Consider the following 16,963-nt stretch of genomic DNA (forward strand, 5'->3'; position numbering starts at 1 on the left):
CCGCCCGGCACCCCCGCGCGGCTTCCCGGCCGGCACGCCCCGGACCGGCACGGACCGGCACGGTGGGGCTCAGCCTCCCGCGCGGCGCAGCAGTTCCAGGGTGCGGTCCATGCCGGACCGGTTGCCCAGGCTGCGGTAGATGTCCTGTGCCCGCCGCAGGACGTCCACCGCGGCCCGGTCGTCCCCCGCCTCCAGGTGCGCCTCCCCCAGATAGCGCAGGCTCCTGGCCATCCACCAGCGGTCGCCCAGCTCCTCGAAGGCGCGCACGGCCCGCCCGAGACAGGTACGCGCCTCACGCGTACGGCCCAGCCTGCCCAGGGCGCGCCCGGCCGACAGCTCGGTCCTGGCGACCCCCCACGTGTCGCCGAGCGCGACCAGGATCTCGTCGGCCCGGCGCACGTAGGTGAGCTCGCGCAGCGCGTTGGCCGGGTCGCCGACCTCGCCGGCCGCGCGCAGGCACCGGGCCTCCTCCCACAGCTCGCCGCGGAGCCGGAACATCTCCGCGGCCCGGTCGAGACTGAAACCGGCCCTGGCGAAGTCTTCCCCGGCGGCGCGGTCGTCACCGGCGGCGCGCAGCGCCCTGGCCGTCGCGCCGAGCACCTCGCCGTAGGCGCGCAGCGTCTGCGCCTCGGAGTAGCGGTTGCGGTCGCGCTCGAACACCCGCAGCGCGTCCTCCAGCAGTTCCCGCGCCTCGGCGGGCCTGCGCTGGGCCAGCCGGAGCTCGGCGAGGTTGCGCCGGGTCCTGGCCGCCCACCACCGGTCGTCCTCGTCGGTGAAGACGGTGATCGCGTCGATCAGGTGGCCCTGTCCGCGGTCGAGGTTGCCGTCGTTGAACAGCGTCATGCCGACCGCGCGCATCGCCCGCGCCGCCCACCAGGACTCGCCGAGCCCCTCGAAGATCTCCAGCGCCCGCTCGGCGTCCCGCAGGGCGCCGCGGTGATCGCCCTGCCCGCCCGCCACCGCAGCCCGGTCCAGCAGCGCGATGGCCAGGGCCCGCGGGTCGCCCGTCCGCTCCGCGGCCTCGCACAGGATCTCGGCGACCGCCCGCCAGTCCGACCAGTAGGCGCGCAGCGAGTGGCACAGCGAGCAGAAGGCCCTGCCCAGGCCCCAGGCCAGCTCCCACATCTCCATGCTCCTGGCCTGGCCGATGACCGCGACCAGGGTCAGGCGCTCGGCGTTGAGCCAGTCGGCCGCCGAGACCTCGGCCCGCGTCACCGGCTCCGGTCCCGGGTCCTGCCCGGCGGGCCTGGCGCGCCCCCAGTCCTGGGGCCAGCGCGCCACGGCCGCGGCCTCGGCCCGGCGGCGGTAGCCGGACAGGACCCGCTCGATGGCGGCCCGGCGGCGGGCCTCGTCGTCGGCGAGCGCCGGCTCGCGGGCGAAGATCTTCACCAGGTCGTGCAGCCGGTAGCGCATCACCCCGGACAGGTCGGTTCCCGAGCACTCGGCGAGCTGGGCGTCGATGAGCGCCTCCAGCTGGTCGGCCCCCTCCACCTCGGAGGTGGCCAGCAGCTCACCGGCCACCCAGCCGGGCACGTCCGGGGCGGCGACCAGGCTGAGCAGGCGCAGCAGGCGGCGCTGCAGGCCGGTGCAGTCGTCGTAGCTGAGCTGCAGGGAGGCGCGCACGCTCTTGTCGAGGCTGCGGGCGATCTCCAGCTGGTCCAGCCGCCTGCGCTCGTCCAGCAACCGGTCGGCGAGCCGGCGCAGGGTCCAGTTCTCCCTGGTGGCCAGGCGGCCGCCGCAGATGCCGATGGCCAGCGGCAGGTGGTCGCACATCCGTACGATCTCCCGGGCCGCCTCCGGGTCGGCGGCGACCCGGTCGTTCCCGGCCAGCCTGGCCAGCAGTTCCACGCCCTGTGCCTCGTCGAACACCGACAGCTGCTTGTCGTAGGTGTTGAGCAGGAAGAGCGGCTGCCGGGAGGTGACCATGACCGCGCAGCCGGGCTCGGCCGGGATCAGGGACTTGACCTGGTCGCCGTCGCGGGCGTTGTCCAGGCAGATCAGGATGCGCCTGCCCTTGGTCCAGGTCAGCCAGAGGGTGCGCAGCTCGGCCAGGCCACCGGGGTCGGTGGTGAGCCGCACGCCGAGCGCGCGCAGGAAACCGATCAGCACCTCGGCGGGGTCGACCGGGGCCTCCACCTGGCCGCGCAGGTCGGCGTACAGGCGGCCGTCGGGGAAGTCGTCGGCGACCTCGTGGCCGAACCTGGCGATGAGCGCGGACTTGCCCACCCCGCCCCTGCCGTACACCGAGACGACCAGGGGGGCGGCGTGGGCGCGGTCGCGGGAGCGGCGGCGCGCGGTGAAGACCTCGCGCAGCTCGGCCAGCGACGCGGTGCGGCCGGTGAAGTGCGCGGGGACCGGCGGCCACTGGTCGGGCGGGCGCCACACCGTCCCGGCCGAGGCGCCCCGCTCCTCGGGACGGCTGCCGGCCGTCGCCCAGGTGAGCAGGCCGACGAGCAGGCCGGCGACCGCGGTGACGCCGACCTTGGCCTGCAGGGGAAGCTCCCACACGTCCAGCGAGGTGGCCAGGATGCTGGCCATGGCGGCGGCCAGCCCGGCCGCAGCGGGCGCGGCGAGCCGTATCCGGCGTCCCGGCCGCCGGGCGGGCGACCGCAGGTCAGGCTGATCAGGCACGTTCGGCGCCCCGGTCATCCACACCCCTCGTACGAGGACCACGGCACGCCCGCGACCCCCCGCGCCGACCGGCATGTCCTTCGATTCCTGGAAATTGAATCAGACGTCCGGCCCGCGGCGCCGCGTCACCCGGGCATCCGGCCCGGGTGACGCGGGCCCTCAGCGGCCCAGCACGTGGCAGGTCGCCGTGGCCGTCCTGGACGGGTCGCTCTCGGAGACCGCGGTCAGGGTCACCGTGCCGAGGCGGGCGCCTCCCGGGGCCCTGCGGGCGTCGACCGTGACCCGGGTGCTCCGGCCGGCGTCGGCGGTGGCGAGCTCGTTGGGCAGCGAGACCGTCCAGCCCCGTCCCGCGACCTTCGCCGAGAGCCGGTAGACGTCACCGGAGAGGTGGGCGCTCACGTCCTCGGGGTGCGTCCCCTGGGCCGGGGCGGTCCTGCCGGTGTTGAACAGCGGGAAGCGGCACGCCGAGCGGCCGTCGCGGGACGGCAGGCCCAGGGTGGGCAGCACCTTCACCCCGCGCCGGTTCGGCCCGGCGCCGTCCAGGGAGCGGACCGCCACCGTGTAGGAGAGCACGCCCTTGCGGTCGCGCTCGAGGTCCAGCACGTAGAAGTGCAGCCGGTTGGCCTGGTCCACGTACTCGAACTCCGATCCCGAGCCGGTGCCGGCGTGGAACAGCGCGTCCGAGAGCTGGCGGTAGTCGCCGATCGTGATGGGCACGGCGGTGCCGTCCGGCAGGACGTAGTCGGTCATGCCGATGTCCTGCGGGTTGGCGTCGATCACCCACTCGAAGGGGGCCTGGTCGACGTTCTTGGTCTTGGCCAGCAGCACCCCGGAGTCGGGCGTGAAGGAGTCGGCGCCCATCCGGTCCACGACCTCGACGGTGTAGTTGTCGTAGCCGCCGCCGTCGCAGAACGGGTCGGTGTTCACGTCGCAGGCCGGGGCGCGGTCGCCGCCGGTGAAGGCGACGTTGACGCCGGACAGGTCCCCGGGCCCGGGCTGGACGACCCGGGCGGTCACCTCGGCCACGACGATCCCGGACTCGGCCAGCGCGTCCCTGGACAGGCGCAGCACGTTGGCCTCGTCCACCATCTCCAGCTTGATCTTGTTGCGGAGCATGTGCTGGGCGCCCATCGAGGCGCCCGCGGTGGGCGGGATCAGCCAGCGGCTGTGCGGGCCGCCGGGGCCGTTGAAGCTGCCCCGGCTGAGCATCTCCCAGATGCCGGTGTAGGCCCGGCGCGGCGGCACCCCGAACGGGTTGTTGTAGTTGTCGCCGATGCCGAGGATGTGGCTGAGCTCGTGGGCGTAGACGCCCTGCCCGGAGCTCTCGGCCTGGGTGGAGGAGCCGCCCCCGGCGTTGGGCCAGATCGAGGAGGCCGAGGCCCAGGAGGTCCACTCCACGTAGCGGGTCCTGGCCCAGTTGGGCAGGCTCTCGTCGGGCGGGCCGAAGGCGTCGGTCACCGCCTCCTTGGTCGGGAACTTGATCGGGCCGAACTCCTGCCAGGTGGCCGACTCGTCCTGGCCGGCGCTCAGGTAGAAGACGAAGTCGAAGCCCGCGGGCACCTCGGGGCCCTCCGCGCCGGTCCAGGCGGCCCGCGCGTCGGTGCGCAGGTTGCGGTTGCAGGTGTCACCGGCCGGGCAGGCCGTGCCGCCCTGGAACTCCATGGCGTACTCGTGCGACTTGCCGGGCATCTCGTACGGCCCGAACGCGGTCAGCTCCACGCCGTAGCGGCCCCCGGAGTCCTCCATCCAGTACTCGTGGATGGTGTGGCCCCGGTTGAGGGCGCCGGGGGTGTTGAGGAAGTCCCGGTAGAAGCCGGCGACCCGGTCGCGGGGGATGTCGTGGGCCTCGGCGCTGGGGTTGCCGAAGACCGTGGACCCCTTGGGCTGGGTGACCACGAACGGCCGTCCGGGGTAGTCGGCCAGGACCAGCGCGCCGCGGAAGGTCCGCTTGGAGCCCTTGACCGCGGGGTCGGCCCAGTTCGTGCCGGGGGGCTTGCGGTAGTCGGCCCACGTCATGTGGTCCGGGTTCTTCCAGTTCTGCGGGTCGATCGGGGCGGGGGCGCCCGGCTCGGCGCGGCGCGCGGCGCCGGCGTCGGGGGTGGCGGGGGCGTCCTGCTGCCAGGGCTGGGTCCTGGGCCACTGCTCCAGGCGCCAGGGGTGCTCGGGGTCCGGGACGGGGTCGGCGGCGGCGGGGAGGGAGGTGGCGAGACCGGCGAGAATCAGCATGACCGCGGCGATCGATGCTTTCATCAGCCTAGGGGGACGAGTCACGATAAATGACGCTATAGATCGCTTACAGCGGGATCAACAACCTGCTGTCAGGAAGCATGGAGGAGAGACCCGCCGGAGACCCATTTGAGATCGGGGGCCACTCCCCTTAACCTCTCCGAAGGGGACGAACACACAGGAGCGCCTATGCCCACCCGTGCCGGTCGGACCATCGGCACGCGCGCCAGGGCCACCGTCTCCGTCCACTGCGCCCCCGTCGTGCTCCCCGTCTGCGGCCCGCCGGTCAGGGACGGCGCGATCGTCGTGCGGAACGACCGGATCGCCAGGGTCGGCCCGCGCGCCGAGATCGTGGCCGCCCACCCCCTGCTCACCCCGGTCCACTGGCCGGGAATGATCGTGCCGGGCCTGATCGACGCGCACCTGCGGCTCGACCGCGCCGCGGCCCCGGTCTCGGCGTACGGCGTCACGGCCGCCGGGGGCATCGCCGCCGACCTCGACGCGGCCTCCACCCTCGGCGAGGCCGGGCTGGGCGGTGTCACCTACCTGGAGACCCGCTGCGAGGACGAGGACCGCTGGGAGGACGAGGCACGCGACCGGCTGATCACCGCGATCCGCGAGGTCGACCACCCGGGCGTCATCGGCATCGCCGCCCACTCCTCGGACCCGGTCGTGATGGAGGACCTGACCGTCCTGTCCAGGACCTTCGGCCTGCGGCTGCACGTCGAGCCCGGACGGCACACCGTCGCCTTCCTCGACGAGGTCGGGGCGCTCGACGCCGGCTGTCACATCGCGATCTCCCGCCCGCTGGACGAGGCCGACCGCAAGCTCCTGCGGGCCCGCGGCACGGTCGTCGCCATCTCGTCGCCGTTCGCGGCCGACGGGCTGCTCGACGGCGAGAGCGCGATCGCGATCGGCACCCGTACCGGCGGCGACCCGCTGGCCGTCGCCCGCGCCCTCTCCCGCGCGCCCGGGCACGACCGGCTCCTGGTCGAGGCCGTGACGCTGGGCGGCGCGCGGGCGCTGGGGATGGACGAGGGTCCCGGCCGCCTGGGCTGCCTGGACCGGGGCGGGCGCGCCGACTTCGCGGTCTTCGCGGTGGAGGCCGGCGAGCGGGACCCGTACACGGTGCTGCTGCACGAGGGGCCGGGCCGGTGCGTGGCCACGTTCGTGGGCGGCAGGGCGAGCCCGCGCCCCGGCGAGACCGCCCGCGGCGACACCGGCGACACCCGGGGCACCGGTCGGTCCGGCCACCCCGATCGTTCCGGAGCAGCCGGGAACACCGGAAGCACCGGGGGCACCCGGAGCACCGGGGGCACCCGCGGGGGCGGGGGCGCCCGTGACGCCGGGGACGCCGGGGACATTGGGGACACCGACGCGAAGAGCAGACGCCTCGCCTGAACCGCCCCCGCTCCGTGTCGCCCACCCGCGCCCGCCCTTCCGTTCTCCGGCCGGACATCCTGTCATCCCATGTTTCGCCGCCGACTTCCGTCTTCCCGGGAAGATCGGCCGCCGCCCTTTTTCAAATCATCGCGAGGATGAAACAATGGGTCATGGCGGAAAACACGGCTCATGCGGTGACCATCAAGGAAACGCCCATCATGATGAAATTCATGATGCGCCTCTTCAACCCCCTGATGCGCGTTCAGGTACGCAGGGGAAAAGCACGCTCCGTCGGCGGCGTGATCCTTCTTCATTTCACCGGGAGAAAGACCGGTAAGCGGTACGAGGTTCCCGTCATGAAGCAGGACGAGGGCGGCAGGTTGTGCGTCTACACCGAGGCCCGGTGGAAGGCGAACCTGCGCGGCGGCGCCGACGTCGAGGTGACGGACATGGGCAGGCGCACCCCCATGCGCGCCGAGCTGATGGACGACCCCGACGCCATGGCCGCCGAGATGGAGGGCCTGGTCCAGAAGATCGGGCTCAAGGAGGCGAAGGAGCGGCTCGGCATCGTCGTCCACGTCGACCGCATGCCGACCCGCGAAGAGCTGGCGGAGGCGATCCGGCGGCGCAACCTCGGGGTCGTCTACCTGACGCCGCGCTAGGGACCCGCGCACGGGGCCGCCCGCCGCGCCGGAGGGCACGGCGGGCGGCCCCTTCGATCAGCCCGGCTGGCCGAGCGAGCGCAGGTTGTTCGCGTGCCTCGGCGACACCCTGGCGGGGTACTTCTTGGGCTCGGCCCTCAGCTTGCGGGAGCTCTCCGAGCGGGGCTGCGGGGGCAGCGAGGGCGAGGCCCCCGGGAGCCGGACCGACAACGCGTGGTTGAACACGTTCTTGGGGTCCCACTTGGCCTTGACCTGCTGCAACTTCGGATAGTTGTCCTTGTAGTACAGCGTGTGCCAGGGCACCCCGGAGGTGTTCAGCGCCGGGTCGGCGAGGTCGTTGTCGGGGTAGTTGATGTACGCGCCGTCGTAGGCGTCGCCGGGCACGGGGACGCCGCCGGTGTCCGCGTGCACCTCCCGGTAGACCTCGCGGATCGACGTCAGCCACTTCTCGTCCTCGGCCGGGTCCCACCAGCCGATGTCGAAGAAGCCGATGAGCGGCGCGGTCCGGTGCGGGTTGGCCGTGGCCGCCGGGTCCACGGCGTTGATCTTCCCGCCGAGCGACATCAGGTAGACCGACGCGCCGACGTCACCCTCGCCCTCGGTGAGGAACCTGTAGATGATCTTGAGCTGCGCCGGGGTCCAGGGCTTCTTCAGGTAGCCCGCCTTCGACTTGAACCTGAGCGCGTAGGCGCCGGCCCCGGAGTCGTAGGACAGGGTCACCTTCATCCACGGCGCCACGCTGAAGTAGTCGAAGGTCGGCTCGATGCCGACGCCCTCGCCGACGGTCTGCACCAGCGTCCACAGGATGCCGTCCGCGCCGGGGACGTCGCCGTCCATGGCCGCGAACAGCTCGATCCTGCCGCTGGAGCGGTGGTACATGGTCAGCGAGCTGTCGATGCTCTCGAAGGCCGGCTCGGCGTGGTTCTGCTGCTGCCAGCGGGCGTAGTTGTCGGCCAGCCGCGACAGCGACTCCTCGGTCATGTTCTCCCAGCTCCAGCTGGCCGAGACCACGTACTGCTGCGCCGGGGGCTTGGGGAGCAGGGTCGCGGGGTCGTTGCCCCTGACGTTCGGGGAGCGCATCAGGTAGCGGGTGACGATGCCGAAGTTCCCGCCGCCGCCTCCGGCGTGCGCCCACCACAGGTCCCGGTTGGGGTCGCGGGCCTCGCGGGTGGCGACGACGATCCGCGCCCGGCCCGAGCGGTCGACCACGACGACCTCCACGCCGTAGAGGTGGTCGATCACCAGTCCGTGCCTGCGCGACTGGGGACCGTACCCGCCGCCGGCGATGTGGCCTCCCGCGCCGACGCTCGGGCAGCCGCCGGCCGGGACCGTGACGCCCCAGCCGAGGTAGAGCGAGCGGTACGCCCTGCCGAGCGTGGCACCGGCCTCGATCGCGAACGCCTTGTGGTGGGGGTCGAAGTAGACGTCGTTCATCTCCGAGATGTCGATGATGATCGACACCGAGGGGTCGTCCACGAAGTTCTCGAAGCAGTGACCGCCGCTGCGCACGACGATCTTCTTGTTCGCGCGTACGGCCTCGTTGACCACCTGCACGATCTGCTGGGCGGAGTGGACGACGCGGACCGACTCCGGCTGCGCGAGGTAGCGCGCGTTGTAGCCCCTCGTGACGAGTTCGGCGTAGCGCGGGTCGTCCGGGCCCACGGTCGCCGCGCCCGTCGTCGGCGGGCAGCCGGCGGAGCCGCGCTTCGCGGTGGCGCTCGCCTCCGAGTCACCGGCGGCCAGCCCGACGGCCGCCCCTCCCGCGACGGCCATCACTTCCAGGAATCCACGGCGTGTTGCTTTGGCCACCGTATTTACCAGACCTTTCGCATTTCACGTTCTCATGAGCGTTCCCCCGGGGGGAGGAACGCCTTTCCGCCGCCGGGGCGAGCCCCGGCGTCCTTCTTTTCCCGCGGGGAGTCCGGTCCCGGGGGGATCACGTCCCGGACGGGAACCGGGATTCCCCGGAATTCCGGTTCCCCGAAAGGACCGGTCCCCGCGAGGATGTCATTCCTCGCGGGCGAGCAGGCTCTCCGCGGCCTCCTGCAGCAGGCGGCTGGCGGCGCGCACCTCGGCCGCGAGCGGCCGGTCGGCCTGCAGCGGAGGCGATATCCGGGCCAGGTCGGCCCACAGGCCGGTGGCCGTCTCGTTCCGCCCCGCGAGCGCTCCCCGCTGGGCCACGCCGAGCGCGAGGGAGCCGACGACCAGCCACGCCAGCTCCACGGCCTCGGCCACGGAGTTGGCCCCGTTGAGCGCCATCGGCACGTGGTCCTGGTTGCCGCCGTTCGTCGGCAGCGCGGTCAGGGAGGCCGGGTAGGCGAGCTGCCGGATCCTGGAGACGAACGAGGTGGCGCTGAGCTGCACCCCGGCCAGGCCGCTCCCCGCCCCGGGACGGGGGGTGAGCATCGGCGGCGCGCCGCCGTTGTAGGACGGGTCGCACAGCAGGGCGAGCTGCCGTTCGGCGAGGAAGGCCACCTGCTGCAGGCACAGGCCGATCTGGTCGGAGCACAGGCCGATCGGCATGGCGTGGAAGTTTCCGCCGTGCAGCAGCTCGCCCTCGTAGAAGACGGGGTTGTCCGTGCAGCCCATGGCCTCGCGGACGAGGATCTCCTCGGCCCCGTAGAGCTGGTCGAGCACCGCGCCGAGGACCTGGGGGGCGCACCGGAGGCTGTAGGGCTCCTGCAACGGCCGCAGGGGGTTGCGCTCCATGTCGGCCGGCAGGTCCTCGCGGATCCACCGGGCCACGGTGAGCTGCCCCGTCTGGCCCCGGACCCGGCCGATCCCGACGTGGTAGGCCTCCGGGTTGGAGCCCAGGATGTCGGCGATCCTCGCCGTGAGGATGCCGACGGCCCGTACCAGCCTGAGCACCGCCTGGTGGTTGAGGATGCACACCGCCAGGCTGACGCTGGTCCCGTTGACGAAGGCCAGCGCCTCGCGGGCCGACCACTCGACGGGTTTGGCGTCCATGTCGGCCAGGGCCCGCGAGGCGGGCACCACCGACCAGCCGTCGTCACCGCGCACCCATGCCTCCCCATTGCCCGCGTGGGCCAGCGCCGCGTGGGCGAGCGGCTGCAGGTCCCCACTGGCACTCACCGTGCCGTCGCGCGGGATCGACGGCGTGAAGCCGTCGTTCCACAGGTCGGCCAGGGTCTGCCAGAAGTCCGGCGACACGGCCGAGTGCCCCTTGCGCATGCTGCTGAGACGGAGCCAGACGATCAGGCGGCACACCTCGGGGTCCAGCGGCCTGCCCTGGGCGGAGCCCAGGTGGGCGATCAGCCCGGCGCCCTGCTCCATCGGGGAGTCGGACGCGGAGAACGCCACCAGGGGGCCGAAGCCGTGGGTGACCCCGTACACCGACTCCGAGCCGGAGAGCCGCTCGGCCAGCAGGTCCACGCTGGCCCGCATGCGGCGGACCTCCTCGTGGTCGCAGGGCTCCATCCGCGCGTCCCAGCGCGTGCTCCTGACGATCGAGGCCAGGTTGTCGGTGGAACGTCCGTCGATCAAGGCTGTCACGTGTCTGCTCCCGCGTCGGAAAGGGAAGGTCGCTGTAGTCGCCGGAGCTTGCCGGTGTCGGAACGGTCGATCCGATCGACCAGGCGCACCTGCCGGGGGCGGGCGTCGAACCGTCCCACGGCCGCGCGCACCTCCGTGACCGACAGGGCTCCCTCGCCCTCCGGGACCACGAGCAGGTCGAAGTTCTCGCCGCTGAAGGCGTCGGTGACCGGGAGGAAGGCCAGGTCCGCGCAGCGCAGCACCGACCTGACCGACTCCTCCAGCCGGTCGAGGTCGACCCGGCGGCCGTTGATCTTCACGAGCCGGTCGCGCCGCCCGTCGAAACGGAACCGGCGCGCGTCGAGCCGCCGTACGTAGTCGTCGGTCCGCCAGACGTCGGCGGGCGCCTCGCCCGGCCGGAACGCCAGCCGGGGGCTGCGCACCACCAGCGGCGTCTCCTCGCCGGGCGCACCGTCGATGTCGCCGTCGATGTCGCCGTCGGGGGCGCCCGTGGTCACGTCGCCGGGCGCACCGGCGGACGCGCCGTCGGAACCGGCGGGGATCTCGGCCGGTGTCTCGGCGTGGGTCTCGGCAGGGGTCTCGGCGCGGGGGGCGAACTCGACGTCCTCGAACAGCTCCCACGGCGGCCGGTCCGGGCCCCAGGTGCGGGAGGCGATGCCACCGGCCTCGGTCGAGCCGAAGACCTCCACGACGCGTATCCGCTCCCGCCCGGTCTCCTCGACGAGGGACTCGGCCGCCAGCGGGAGGGTCGCGGTGCTGTGCAGCACGCTCAGGTGCTCGGTGCCGCCGACCCAGGAGGAGTGCCTGCGCAGGATGGAGAAGGTCCAGGGCACCGCCACGATCGCCCAGCGCCGGTCCTGCGGGGCGGGCATGGCGCCGAAGTAGCGGGGGCGGTACCAGGCGGGCAGGCGCAGGCGGGCGGGCACCAGCACGCTCGCGAGCGCGCCGTACACGTGCTTGGGCGGCGCGAAGGACAGCAGCGCCTGCGGGCGGTCCCGCTCGACCAGCGCGGCCAGCAGGCCCGCCTCGGCCCACATCTGCTCACGCGTCCGCCGCCAGCACCGGCTCGGGCCGGTGCTGCCCGAGGTCTCCAGGTCCACGGTCTCGGCCAGGCGGTCCAGGACGAACGCGTCGACGTCGGTGCCGGGGCCGAGCAGGTCCCAGCGGACCAGCCAGGGGTCGTCGTTGATCCGCGGTGCCGCGAACCCGGAGCCGAGCAGCTCCTGCGGCGACACCTCGGTGTAGACGTCGGCGGTGTGGGAGGAGGCCACGCCGCCGTGTTCCGGAACGCGCTGGGAGGTCAATTCCGCTCCGCGGAGTGCTCGACGAGGTCGAGGAAGTCCTGGACCGTTCTTATACGTGCCAGGTCCTCTTCGGGAATGTCAATGCCGGTGTGCTCCTGCATGGAGAAGGCGACCTCCACGACGGCCAGGGAATCAAGGGCCAGGTCGTCGGTGAATGATTTCTCCGGCAATACCCTCTCTGCGGGCACGCCCGCCACCCTCTCCACGATCTCGGCCAGGCTGGAAAGCATTTCCTGTTGCTCTGCGGACATTTTCCGATATCCCTTCACGATCACATTGGACGGCTTTCCCGACTTTCCGTGCCGGTCAGGGTGACACATCCCGCGGGCGGCGCAGCACCAGGACCGCGTTGTGGCCGCCGAACCCGAAGGAATTGCTGACGGCCACGTCCGCCGCGTGTTCCTGGGCTCGGTGCGCCACGAAGTTCATCTCCGGGTCCTCGGGGTCGTCGCAGTTGACCGTGGGCGGGGCGATCCCGGTGCGGACGGCCTCCAGGGCGATCATCGCCTCGACGGCGCCAGCCGCCCCGAGCATGTGGCCCGTCATGCTCTTGGTCGAGCTCACCGGCATCGACGTGGCCCGCTCGCCGAACACCCGGCGGATCACCTTGATCTCGGCGGTGTCGTTCATCCGGGTGCCGGTGCCGTGCGCGTTGACGTATCCGACCTCGTCCGGGGTGACGCCGGCGTCCTTCAGGGCCAGGCGCACGGCCCGCTCCACGGCCGTCCCCTCCGGGTGCGGGCTGGTCAGGTTGTAGGCGTCGGTGCTGGCGCCGTACCCGGCAACCTCCCCGTACACCCGGGCCCCGCGCGCCGCGGCGTGCTCCTCGCTCTCCAGCACCAGGACGCCGGAGCCCGCGCTCATCACGAACCCGTCGCGGCCGGTGTCGAAGGGCCTGCTGGCGGCGCCCGGGTCGTCGTTGCGCCGGGAGAGCGCCCTGGCCCTGGCCGCGGCGGCCAGGTCGAAGGGGGTCAGGGCGTCGTCGGCCCCGCCGGCCAGGACGACGTCCGCCTCGCCCCTCCGGATCAGCCTCATGGCCTCGCCGACGCAGGTCGCCCCGGTGGCGCAGGCGGTCGTGATGCAGGCGGAGGGGCCCTGGGCGCCGACGTGCAGGGCGACCTCGGAGGCGACCGTGACCACGCCCGTCGAGGTGAAGGTGTAGGGGCTCAGCGCCATGAAGCCGCGCGCGGCGAACGCGGCGCCCGCGTCGACGAGCACGCTGCTCGCACCGCAGGCGCTGCCCACCGTCACCCCCACCGCGGGCGCGAGGGCGGCGTCGACCTCGAGGCCGGCGTCCTTGAGCGCGAGCACCGCGGCCACCAGCGCCAGGTGCGCCGGTCTCGTGGTGCGCCGCACCAGGGAGGCCGGCAGCCACTCCTCGGGGTCGAAATCCACGATCTGGCCGCCGATTCTGACGGGAAGACCGGAGACGTCCATTCCGGAAATCTCGCGAATGGCGCTCGTTCCCTGAATCAGATTGGACCACGTGGTTTCCCAGCCCACCCCGAAGGGCGAGACGACCCCATAGCCGGTGACGACCACCCTCCTGGGCGGAGCACCTCGCGGAGAATCAATGTCGTCGATGGCCACCAGCGCCTCACCGGGAAGTTCGGGAATCCCATGCCGGGCTCGACGGTAACCGAGGGCCAGGGGGTTCGTCACCGCCTCGGATACGCTTTTCCGTACGAGCCGGGAACAGATCTTCTATTACATGCGGGCACCGGTTCACAAGGGTCGTGCCGGTTTTTCCGGCTCCCCGGCCGTCGTCACCGCGAGCCTGCCGGACGGCCTTGCCGTTGATTTCTTCTTTTTTCCCGCGCTTTCGGGCGGTGGCCGTGGCGGCCCGCCGGAGCGGGTCCGCGTCACCGTCCGGGACGGGTCCCGGGCAGGTCCGGGACGGGTTCCGCGCGACCGGCCGGGGCGGTCCCGGCGCGGCCCCCGGGACGATCTCCTGCACCGCCCGCGCACGGGCCGGGGTGATCTTCAGGAGCGTCCGGGAACGGCCCCCGGGGCACCCGCGTCCGGCCGTCCGGCGCCCGCCGGGGGCGCCTCGGCCCGGTGTCCCGTCGCCGGGCAGGGGGTGTCCCGCCAGCGAGACAGCCTCTCACCGGCTCTCACCGGTGAACCGGGGGACGGGAGGGGTTCGCGTGACAGAGATAACAATAACGTCACCCAAGGAACCTGACTTGCTCATGGTTCGTTGCCATAGGTATGGCTATATGCGTAGGTCCGAGCATTTGATCCTGAGCGCGCGCTCAGGTGACCTTCCACCGCATCTCTGCTCGGGCTGAGATTGGGAGAGCGTCGTTGAACGACCAGGTGCAGGTACGTCTCCTCGGGCCCGTGCGCGCGACGAGAGGCGATCATGAGCTCGACCTGGGATCGCCTACGCAGCGTAGCCTGTTCGTGGCGCTGGCGACACGTCCGGGAGCCTCGGTGAGCCGGCAGGAACTGATCAACGCCGTCTGGGGAGGGAACCCCCCCACAACTGTTGAAAGCAGCATTTACACATACATAGCACGCCTAAGGCGCATTTTTGAACCATTGAGGCCGCCGAGGGCGCCCTCCGAGATGCTGGTGGGCGACGGCACGGGCTACATGCTCGCGCTCGACCCGCGCAGCATCGACGCCCAGATCTTCGAGCAGCACCTGGAGAGCGTCCGGCACCTGCAGCGCTCCGGCCCCTGGCCCCAGGTGGTCGAGAGGCTGGACACCGCGCTGTCGCTGTGGCGCGGACCGGCGCTGGGCGGCGTGGTCGGCCCGCTGGCGGACGCCGAGCGGACCCGGCTGGAGGAGCTGCGCTTCACGGCCATCGAGGACCGCGCCCAGCTCCTGCTGGAGGCCGACCGCGCGGGCGAGATCATCGGTGACCTGTCCGGCCTGGTCCGTACCCACCCGCTGCGGGAACGGCTGCACTACCTGCTCATGGTGGCCCACTACCGCTGCGGTCGGCGGGCCGACGCGCTGAAGCAGTTCCACAGCGTGCGGCGCCTGCTCATCAGGGAGCTGGGCATCGAGCCGGGCGAGGACCTGCGCAGGTGTCACGACCAGATCCTGAACGGCACCCTGCGCGCGCCCATGCCCCCCGCCGACTCCCCGGCGACGCTGAGCTCCCACGGCAGTGGCCCCTTCCCGACGCTGACCTCCCACGGGAGCGGCCCCTTCCCGACGCTGACCTCCCATGGCAGCGGCTCCTTCCCGACGTTCGTGGTGCCCGCCCAGCTCCCCCGGGACGTGCCGGGGTTCACCGGGCGGCGCGAGGAGCTGCGACGGCTGGAGGAGTTCGTCTCGGCGGCCGAGGTCCTCGGCGAGGCCGGGGTCATCCTGGTCAGCGGCGCCCCGGGCGTGGGCAAGTCGGCGCTGGCCGTGCGCTTCGCCCGCGGGCTCACCGACCGGTTCCAGGGCGGCCAGCTCCACCTGGACCTGCGGGGCTTCTCCAACGAGGCCGAGCCGATGGAACCGGCCGAGGCGCTGCGCCACCTGCTCGCCGGGCTCGGCAGCGTCCCCGACCCGTCCGAGGACCTGCAGGCCCTCTCGTCCCGCTACCGGAGCCTGGTGACGGGCCGGCGGATCCTGATCGTGCTGGACAACGCCAGGTCGGCCGAGCAGGTGCGTCCCCTGCTGCCCGGCGACCCTTCGTGCCTGGTGCTGGTCACGAGCAGGAACAGGCTGTCGGGGCTGACCACCCGCGACGGGGCACTGCGCGTGACCCTTGACCTGATGCCCAAGGACGACGCGGTCACGCTGGTGAAGAACGTCATCAGGCAGGCCAGCGGGGAGGCCGAGCGTCCCCTCGTCGACCGGCTCTGCCTGGTGGGCGACTACCTCCCGATCGCGCTGCGGATCGCGGCGGAGCGGATGACCAGCCGGTTCCACGGCGGGATCGCCGTCGCCACCCGGACGATCCCGGAGCGGGAGGAGCTGCTGGAGAGCGCCGACACCGAGTGCGACGAGCAGTCGTCGATGCGGTCGGTGTTCTCCTCCTCCTACCGCGCGCTGTCCGCCGACGCCGCGGAGATGTTCCGCCTGATGGGCCTGCACGGCGGCTCGACGTTCGACCTGGTGACGGCCGCGATCATGGCGGACGTGGACCACGACCGCGCCAGGCGGGTGGTCGACTTCCTGCTGAGCGGGCACCTGCTGCGGATCACGCCGTGCAACCGGCTCAGGTTCCACGACGACATGCTGCGCGCGTACGCCAAGGACCGCGCCATGGCCGAGATGTCCTACCGGACGCGGCGGGCGGCCGTCTCCCGGCTGGTCACCCACTACCTGCGCACCGCGGACGCCGCGATCCGCCTGCTGTACCCGGCGCGCTACCCCCTGCCGCCGCCCCCGCTGGCACCCGACGGGGTGGCGGCCCTGCGCTTCGGCAGCGCCGAGCAGGCCAGGACCTGGTTCGAGATGGAGTTGCCCAACCTGAGCGCGGCCGTGCGCCAGGCGGGGGCCTACGGCGTGTGCCCGGTCAGGGAGCGCCTGCCGTCCCTCATCCAGAGCTTCCTGCGCGGCCGGTCGGAGGGTCAGCCGAGCGTCCCGGCGAACAGTCCCCGCCCCGAGGGGCCGCCCTCGATGTAGTCCACCTTCAGTCCCGCCCCGGTGAACGCGGTCTCGTACTGATCCCGGGTGAACAGGGTGTTCACGTGGGTGACGGTGAAGTGACGGGCGGGCGAGGCGGCGTCGGCCACCACGTAGTGGACCTCCATGACGCTCGCGTCGCCCTCCCGTACCGTGCGCGAGACCCGGGCCAGGGTGCGGCCGTCCACGGTGACCACGTCCCCGGCCACGTAGCCGGGCAGGAACGACTCGGGGAACCACCACGGCTCGATGACCAGGACGCCCCCGGGGACGAGGTGGGCGGCCATCGTCCCCACGGCGGCCGCCAGCTCCCCCTCGTCGCGCATGTAGGCGATGGAGCTGAACATGCAGGTGACCGCGTCGAAGGTGCGCCCGAGCGCGAAGTTGCGCATGTCGCCCTCGTGGGCGGGCACCCCGGGCATCCGCGTCCTGGCCACGGCCAGCATGTCCGCCGACAGCTCCAGCCCCTCGACGTGGTCGAAGAGCCCGGCGAAGTGCCTCAGGTGGGACCCGGTCCCGCAGGCCACGTCCAGCAGGGACGACGCCCCGGGGAGCCGCTCGCGGACCAGCTCCGCGACGGTCGCCGCCTCGGCCTCGTAGTCCTTGCCACGCCCGGCGTAGATCGCGTCGTAGACGTCCGCCAGCTCGGCCTCGTACATGGTGCCCTCC

General features: G+C 72.6%; 12 protein-coding genes. 3 read left to right on the plus strand and 9 right to left on the minus strand.

Annotated elements, in window-relative coordinates; translation table 11 throughout:
• Window positions 1-69 precede the first annotated feature (69 nt).
• On the minus strand, window positions 70-2,631 hold the full coding sequence (locus ACIBCT_RS09070) for an ATP-binding protein (protein WP_399186855.1): 2,562 nt from the start codon (window positions 2,629-2,631) through the stop codon (window positions 70-72).
• A 159-nt stretch (window positions 2,632-2,790) separates the two neighbouring features.
• Window positions 2,791-4,881, minus strand: a complete 2,091-nt coding sequence (locus ACIBCT_RS09075; protein ID WP_399186856.1) for a M6 family metalloprotease domain-containing protein — start codon at window positions 4,879-4,881, stop codon at window positions 2,791-2,793.
• Between the two features lie 165 nt (window positions 4,882-5,046).
• Between ACIBCT_RS09075 and ACIBCT_RS09080 the strand changes: the two genes are divergently transcribed.
• Window positions 5,047-6,258, plus strand: coding sequence for an imidazolonepropionase-like domain-containing protein (locus ACIBCT_RS09080; protein WP_399186857.1), 1,212 nt, complete (start codon window positions 5,047-5,049; stop codon window positions 6,256-6,258).
• Between the two features lie 62 nt (window positions 6,259-6,320).
• Here the strand turns inward: ACIBCT_RS09080 and ACIBCT_RS09085 are convergent, their stop codons facing one another.
• A complete protein-coding gene (locus tag ACIBCT_RS09085) occupies window positions 6,321-6,554 on the minus strand; it encodes a hypothetical protein (protein ID WP_399187176.1) in 234 nt (77 codons plus the stop codon).
• On the opposite strand from ACIBCT_RS09085, the gene ACIBCT_RS09090 reads away from it, so the two are divergent.
• Complete coding sequence (locus ACIBCT_RS09090) at window positions 6,495-6,902, plus strand: nitroreductase/quinone reductase family protein (protein ID WP_399187161.1); 408 nt, start codon at window positions 6,495-6,497, stop codon at window positions 6,900-6,902. The two genes, ACIBCT_RS09085 and ACIBCT_RS09090, sit on opposite strands and share 60 nt — an antisense overlap.
• 57 nt (window positions 6,903-6,959) lie before the next feature.
• On the opposite strand, the gene ACIBCT_RS09095 is transcribed toward ACIBCT_RS09090, so the two are convergent.
• The 5 genes from ACIBCT_RS09095 to ACIBCT_RS09115 form a co-directional block, all read right to left on the minus strand.
• Entirely contained in the window at window positions 6,960-8,711 is a 1,752-nt protein-coding gene (locus tag ACIBCT_RS09095) for an FAD-binding oxidoreductase (protein WP_399186858.1), read from the minus strand.
• 198 nt (window positions 8,712-8,909) lie between these two features.
• Window positions 8,910-10,415, minus strand: coding sequence for an aromatic amino acid ammonia-lyase (locus tag ACIBCT_RS09100; RefSeq protein WP_399186859.1), 1,506 nt, complete (start codon window positions 10,413-10,415; stop codon window positions 8,910-8,912).
• On the minus strand, window positions 10,412-11,719 hold the full coding sequence (locus tag ACIBCT_RS09105; RefSeq protein WP_399186860.1) for a long-chain fatty acid--CoA ligase: 1,308 nt from the start codon (window positions 11,717-11,719) through the stop codon (window positions 10,412-10,414). Before ACIBCT_RS09105 ends, ACIBCT_RS09100 begins: the two co-directional genes overlap by 4 nt.
• Entirely contained in the window at window positions 11,716-11,988 is a 273-nt protein-coding gene (locus tag ACIBCT_RS09110) for an acyl carrier protein (protein WP_344897869.1), read from the minus strand. Before ACIBCT_RS09110 ends, ACIBCT_RS09105 begins: the two co-directional genes overlap by 4 nt.
• 37 nt (window positions 11,989-12,025) lie before the next feature.
• On the minus strand, window positions 12,026-13,381 hold the full coding sequence (locus tag ACIBCT_RS09115; protein ID WP_399186861.1) for a beta-ketoacyl-[acyl-carrier-protein] synthase family protein: 1,356 nt from the start codon (window positions 13,379-13,381) through the stop codon (window positions 12,026-12,028).
• 681 nt (window positions 13,382-14,062) lie between these two features.
• On the opposite strand from ACIBCT_RS09115, the gene ACIBCT_RS09120 reads away from it, so the two are divergent.
• Window positions 14,063-16,294, plus strand: coding sequence for a BTAD domain-containing putative transcriptional regulator (locus ACIBCT_RS09120; RefSeq protein ID WP_399186862.1), 2,232 nt, complete (start codon window positions 14,063-14,065; stop codon window positions 16,292-16,294).
• Here the strand turns inward: ACIBCT_RS09120 and ACIBCT_RS09125 are convergent.
• Window positions 16,240-16,953 carry a class I SAM-dependent DNA methyltransferase gene (locus ACIBCT_RS09125; protein ID WP_399186863.1) on the minus strand — a complete coding sequence of 238 codons (714 nt, stop codon included), beginning with the start codon at window positions 16,951-16,953 and terminating at the stop codon, window positions 16,240-16,242. The two genes, ACIBCT_RS09120 and ACIBCT_RS09125, sit on opposite strands and share 55 nt — an antisense overlap.
• Between the last annotated feature and the right edge of the window lie 10 nt (window positions 16,954-16,963).

The sequence above is a fragment of the Streptosporangium sp. NPDC050855 genome (genome assembly GCF_044456585.1).
Lineage (GTDB): Bacteria > Actinomycetota > Actinomycetes > Streptosporangiales > Streptosporangiaceae > Streptosporangium > Streptosporangium longisporum.